The 5,572-nt window shown below is 71.8% G+C and carries 5 protein-coding genes; 4 read left to right on the forward strand and 1 reads right to left on the reverse strand.

Annotation, left to right across the window (positions count from 1 at the left end; genetic code table 11):
- Positions 1-169 precede the first annotated feature (169 nt).
- A complete protein-coding gene (locus tag ACFT41_RS31960; protein ID WP_377614102.1) occupies positions 170-1,195 on the forward strand; it encodes an endonuclease/exonuclease/phosphatase family protein in 1,026 nt (341 codons plus the stop codon).
- Positions 1,196-1,273: 78 nt separating this feature from the next.
- On the opposite strand, the gene ACFT41_RS31965 is transcribed toward ACFT41_RS31960, so the two are convergent.
- Positions 1,274-2,227, reverse strand: a complete 954-nt coding sequence (locus ACFT41_RS31965) for an aldo/keto reductase (RefSeq protein ID WP_377590361.1) — start codon at positions 2,225-2,227, stop codon at positions 1,274-1,276.
- 229 nt (positions 2,228-2,456) lie between these two features.
- Here ACFT41_RS31965 and ACFT41_RS31970 point away from each other — a divergent pair, with 229 nt between their 5' ends.
- The 3 genes from ACFT41_RS31970 to ACFT41_RS31980 all read left to right on the forward strand — a co-directional run bounded on the left by ACFT41_RS31970 (position 2,457) and on the right by ACFT41_RS31980 (position 5,508).
- On the forward strand, positions 2,457-3,644 hold the full coding sequence (locus ACFT41_RS31970; RefSeq protein ID WP_377590359.1) for a glycosyltransferase: 1,188 nt from the start codon (positions 2,457-2,459) through the stop codon (positions 3,642-3,644).
- 36 nt (positions 3,645-3,680) lie between these two features.
- Positions 3,681-4,142 carry an S-adenosylmethionine decarboxylase family protein gene (locus ACFT41_RS31975; RefSeq protein WP_377590357.1) on the forward strand — a complete coding sequence of 154 codons (462 nt, stop codon included), beginning with the start codon at positions 3,681-3,683 and terminating at the stop codon, positions 4,140-4,142.
- Positions 4,143-4,488: 346 nt separating this feature from the next.
- Positions 4,489-5,508, forward strand: coding sequence for a glycoside hydrolase family 11 protein (locus ACFT41_RS31980; protein ID WP_377590355.1), 1,020 nt, complete (start codon positions 4,489-4,491; stop codon positions 5,506-5,508).
- The last annotated feature ends 64 nt before the right edge of the window (positions 5,509-5,572 follow it).

Below are 5,572 nucleotides of genomic sequence, written 5' to 3' on the forward strand. Positions count from 1 at the left end.
GCCGAGACGAGTGCGGTGTCGCGACTCATCAGATCACTCCCTGGTGAGGATGGATGGTGAGCCTGCGCGAGGACGAAGTCTGTGGCTGTCGCACCCGCGCCGCGCCCCGGGCAGGCCGGGGTGGCCGCGCCGGGCCCGCTGGCTCGCCGCGCTCACCGTCTGCTGGGCGGTGTTCCTCACGACGTTCCTGCTGCTCACCGGCGGGCACTGGTGGTGGCGGCCCGTCGAGCTGATGCCACCGCTGGTATTCGTCGCGGTGCCGCTGCTGCTGCTGGCCCTCGCCCCGCTGGCCCGGCCGGCGCGCGGGCGGCTCGCCGTCGCCGCGCTGTGCTGCCTGGCCGTCGGCTTCGACGTGTCCGGCCTGAACCCGTCCGCGCTGTCCGGCGGGGCCGCCCCGGCCCCGCCCGGGGCGGTCCGGATGTTCTCCTGGAACACCGAATACTGGTACGACGGCGCCGATCCGCAGCGCTTCCACGACTACCTGGCCGCCCAACGGTCCGACGTCTACCTGCTTCAGGAGTACGTCGGCTGGGACCTGGCCCGGCACCGTCCGGTCCGGGTGGACCACGTCGCCGAGCTGCGCCGCCACTTCCCCGACTACCAAGTGGTGGCCGTCGGGGAACTACTCACCATGTCCCGCTATCCGATCGTGGCCTCGCGTGCCCTGGACGGGCTGCCGTACCTGGCCGACCCGGTCCGGCACGGCGTGCCGGCGGACTCGGACTTCGCCGACTACTACCGGCACAAGGTGCTCCGCACCGACCTGCTCGTCGACGGCCGGGTGCTCTCCGTCTACAACGTGCACGTGCCGGTGCAGCTCGACATCTCGATGGACCCCACCGACTCCGAGTTCACCGAGTTCATGCGGGCCCAGGAGGACCGCCGGCAGGCCCACTACCGGGCGCTGCGGGCCGACCGGGCGAACAACCGGAACGGCCAGCTCGTCGCCGGTGACTTCAACGCCACCTCGGCGATGGGTGAACTGCGCGACCTGACCGACGGGATGACCGACGCCGCCGTGGCCGGCGACCGGCTCTACCCGGCGTCCTGGCCGGACAGCAAGCCGTGGTGGCGGCTGGACTGGGCGTTCGTCGCCGGCCCGGTGCGCTCCCACGACTACCGGATGGTCGGCCCTCAGGGCCTCTCCGACCATCTCGGACAGCAGGTGACCGTCTCCCTCACCGGCACCGGCTGACCCGGGCGCACCGATACCGGGCCACACACGGCGACCGGGCAGGGGATTCCCCTGCCCGGTCGCCGACGCGGAGCCGGTTCAGCAGGCCTCGTCGAGACGCTTGCGCAGCTCGGTCGGCAGATCCAGGTCGACCGCGGCGAGGGCCTCATCGAGCTGGGCCACCGAGCTGACGCCGACGATCGGTACGACCGCGGGGTCCCCGCCGATCAGCCAGCTCAGCACGACCTGGTTCACCGTGACGCCCAGCTCGTCCGCCACCTCCCGCAGCGCGTGGAGCCGCCGCTCGGTGCCCGGGTGCTGGTAGTGCTCCGGCAGCGGCTTCTCCGGCCGGCTGTACGAACCCCACAGCAGGGTGCTGTACGCGAACATGGTCAGGCCCCGGCTGCGGACCAGGTCCAGCAGCTCGTCGCTGGCGTGCACGTGCCCGCCCTCGGGCAGCGCCGTCGCCGGGCGGGGCTGCACGTACGAGTAGCGCTGCTGCACCGCCGTGTAGGGCGTCCAGCCCTTCGCCTCGGCCAACGCCCGGGTCCCGGCCAGCCGCCAGGCGGCGTGGTTGCTGGCCCCCAACGTCCGGACCTTTCCCTCGGTCACCGCCTCGTGGAACGCCGCCAGGGTCTGCTCGTCGGGGGTGTCGCGGTCCTCCCGATGCGCGTAGTAGAGGTCCAGGTGGTCCACGCCGAGCCGCTGCAACGAGCCGGCGAGCTGCGCCCGGATCACCGCCGGGGCGAGCCCTTCGGCCCCGCCGTGCGCCCCGGGTCCGGAGCCCACCTTCGACGCAAGCACCAGGCCGTCCCTGCCGCCCCGCCCGGACAGCCAACGGCCGAGCACCGTCTCGCTCTCGCCACCGACCCCGCCGGGGACCCAGAACGAGTAGCAGTTCGCGGTGTCGATGGTGGTCCCACCCGCGTCGACGAAGCGGTCCAGGATCGCGAAGGCGGTCTCCTCGTCGACCTCGGTGCCGAAGGCCATGGCGCCGAGACAGAGCTGGCTGACCTGGATCCCCGCGCTGCCGGACAACTCGCGTTGCCTCATCAGTCCCTCCCAGAGTGTGACGGTACGTCGGGCCCAGGATAGGGACGGCAACCCGCCGCAGGCCCACTCCTGATCGATATCTACGACCTTCGGTGCAGGGCCGGTGGCACCGAAGGTGCATCTGTGTGGACGGCGGACGTCGCCACCTTGTTGCCGCAGTAGCCGGCTTCCTACAGTCGCCGCAGGGCGCCGGCCACACCGGTGCGGCGCCCGGAAGGAGGATGACACCATGCGGGTCGGCCTGGTTCCCGGCGTGTGGTCGTACGGCCTCGGCTCGGTCTCCACCGTGCTCTCCGTGTACGAGGCGGTCCGCCTCGCGGGGCATACGCCGGTGCTGTTCGCCAGCCCACACTTCCGGCCGCTGCTGGATCGGCTGGGCGTACCGGCGGTGCCGATCCCCGGGCCGGACACCGCGCCGTACCCCGACGCGACGACCGCCCTGCGCCTGGACGACCTGCTGTCCCGGTCCGCGTACGCCGACCCCGACCTGGTGGAGACCGTCCTGGCCGCGCAGTTGCGGGAGTTCCGCGCGCACCGGGTGCAGGTGCTGTTCCACGACTACGACCTGACCACGGTGGTCGCCGGGTCGCTCGCCGGCATCCCCGTGGTCAGCCCGGTCACCTGGCCGGACCACCGTCTCTTCGGGCGTGGCAGCGACGGTTGGGCGCCGGTGGACACCCGGGCGCTGGCCGCGTTCCGGCCGGCGCTGCGTCGCAGCCGGGCGCCCGAGCCACAGTCCCTGTCGGAGGTGCTCTTCGCCTGGAGCACCCCGCTGGCCCCCGAGATGGACCCGCTGGTGGCGCGGCACAGCACCGGCGAGTACGTCGGCCAGCTCACCGCGGCGTCGCTGGACCGGCACCTCGCCGCCGGCCCGGTGGACTGGCCCCGGCCGGGGCAGCGCGGGCTGCTGGCCTACACCAGCGGGCCGCCGATGGACGCCGACTGGTACTACCGGCACTGCCTCGCGGCGTTCGAGGGCTCGGACGTTGACGTGCTGATCGCGTCGGGCAGCACCGACAGCTCCCCGCCCCGGGTGTCGCCGCGCGGCAACGTGCAGGCGTGGCCGCTGCTGCCGCTGCGCAACCTGCTCGGGCGGGCCCTGGCGCTGCTCTGCCACGGCGGCCGGGGCACGCTCGCCAGCGCGGTGCACGCCGGCGTACCGCTGCTGGTCTTCCCCGGCGGGGACCCGGAACGCGAGTACTTCGCCGACATGCTGGCCCGGCAGGGCCTGGCCGCCAACTGCGGGGACGACGACTGGCGGCCGGAACGGCTCCGGGAGCTCGTCGAGCGCGCCGACGGCGTCCGACCGTCCCGCCCCGCCAGGGCCGCCGCCGCGCCGACCGGTCCGGCCCGCGTCGTCTCGATCATGCAGGAACTGACCGCCGACCCGGTCCGGCTGCTGTCCCATGCCGGCTGACTCCGCACCGACATTCCGACCGACAAGGAGAACCCGATGACCGGGCACCCTGGTGACCATCCGACCGACGACCACTACGGCGACGAGCTGACCCTGCGGCTGTCCGCGGTCACCGACACCCGCGCCCTGGACGACGGCGAGGCGCTGCACACCTTCATGCGCGACCTCGTCGCCCGGATCGGCATGACCGTGATCGCCGGGCCGCTGGTCGCCAGCGAGGACGGCCCGCCGCACCAGGCCGGCAAGTCGGCCGTGGTGATCCTCGCCGAGTCGCACGCCGCCATCCACACCTATCCGGGGCTGCGGGAGGTGTTCGTGAACATCTTCTCCTGCAAGCCGTTCCGCGAGTCCGACGTGCTCGACGAACTGGCCGGGCTGGTCGGCGGGTTCGAGATCAGCGAGCGGTCCCTGACCCGCCGGGGTGAGAACTGGCCCCGTGCGCTCGGCCCGGCGACCCGGTTGTGGCGCAGCCAGCGGCTCGCGGCGGTGGCCGGCTGACGGGCGGAAGGGCGGGCGGGATCGCGGGGAGGTTCCGGAAGTTTCGAGGGCTCGGCTCCGGATCGCCACTCCCCGCTCCCGGGCTGCTGTTGACCATAGGGAACGCGGCCCCTGGGCATGACCGTCGGCGAGTCGAAGCCGCCTTTTGGCCCTGCTTGACGAGAAAGAAGTTTCGGGAATATTTCGGAAAATCGTTGACAGGCGCACAGTCGTCGTCCTACCTTCATCATCGACAGCACTCGATGTTGTCGATGCCGCCCACCGCGACCCGTCCCGGTCGCGCAAGAGGACCGCCCGCCCACCGCGGCGCTGGCCACCACCAGCTGTCACGAGGAGGAACACGTACATGAAGGACACCTCGACCAGACCGCGAAGGAGTCGCCGCCTACGGTTGCTCCTCAGCGCCGCGTGCGCCGCGGCGCTAGCCGTCACCGGCACGTTCATCGCCTCGCCCAACGCGTACGCCGAGGCCGACCGGACCCTCACCTCGAACCTCACCGGCACGCACAACGGCTACTACTTCTCGTTCTGGAAGGACAGCGGCAACGCCAGCATGACGCTGCGCGCCGACGGCCGCTACAGCAGCAGTTGGGACAGGAGCACCAACAACTGGGTCGGCGGCAAGGGCTGGGCCACCGGCACCCGACGGACGGTCAGCTACTCGGGCAGCTACAACCCGGGCAACAACAACACCTACCTCGCCCTGTACGGATGGACGCGGAACCCGCTCATCGAGTACTACGTGGTGGAGAACTTCGGCAGCTACAACCCGAGCAGCGGCGCCACCCGGCTGGGCACGGTCACCACCGACGGCGGCACCTACGACATTCTCCGCAGCCTGCGGGTCAACGCCCCGTCGATCGACGGCACCCAGACGTTCTACCAGTACTGGAGCGTCCGCCAGCAGAAGCGCAGCAGCGGCACCATCACCACCGCCAACCACTTCGACGCCTGGGCCCGCGCCGGCCTCAACCTCGGCACCAACCACAGCTACCAGATCATGGCCACCGAGGGTTACCAGAGCAGCGGGAGCTCCGACATCACCGTCTGGGAAGGCGGCGGGGGCAACCCCACCAGCGGTCCGACCACCCCGCCCGCGAACGGCAACTGCACCGCGGTGCTGTCGCCCGCCGAGCAGTGGGGTGACCGGTTCAACCTGAACGTGGCGGTCAGCGGCACCAACAACTGGGTGGTCACTCTCGGCCTCGGCGGCGGCCAGAGCATCCAGAACAGTTGGAACGCCTCGGTCAGCGGCACCACCGGCACCGTCACCGCCAGGCCGAACGGCAGCGGCAACAACTTCGGCATCACGATCATGGCCAACGGCAACTGGAACTGGCCGACGGTCAGCTGCCGGACCGGCTGACCCCGGCCCGACCGACTCCCGCGGGTGGCGCGCCGGCCTGGCCGGTGCGCCACCCGTCGTCGCA

The organism is Micromonospora sp. NPDC057141 (assembly GCF_042670805.1).
Classification (GTDB): domain Bacteria; phylum Actinomycetota; class Actinomycetes; order Mycobacteriales; family Micromonosporaceae; genus Micromonospora.

What these genes read in the sequence shown, in the direction of transcription:
- ACFT41_RS31975 (WP_377590357.1), top strand. Translation starts at nt 3,681, where the DNA reads ATGACCGGGCACCCTGGTGACCATCCGACCGACGACCACTACGGCGAC.
- ACFT41_RS31980 (WP_377590355.1), top strand. Translation starts at nt 4,489, where the DNA reads ATGAAGGACACCTCGACCAGACCGCGAAGGAGTCGCCGCCTACGGTTG.
- ACFT41_RS31965 (WP_377590361.1), bottom strand. Translation starts at nt 2,227, where the DNA reads ATGAGGCAACGCGAGTTGTCCGGCAGCGCGGGGATCCAGGTCAGCCAG.
- ACFT41_RS31970 (WP_377590359.1), top strand. Translation starts at nt 2,457, where the DNA reads ATGCGGGTCGGCCTGGTTCCCGGCGTGTGGTCGTACGGCCTCGGCTCG.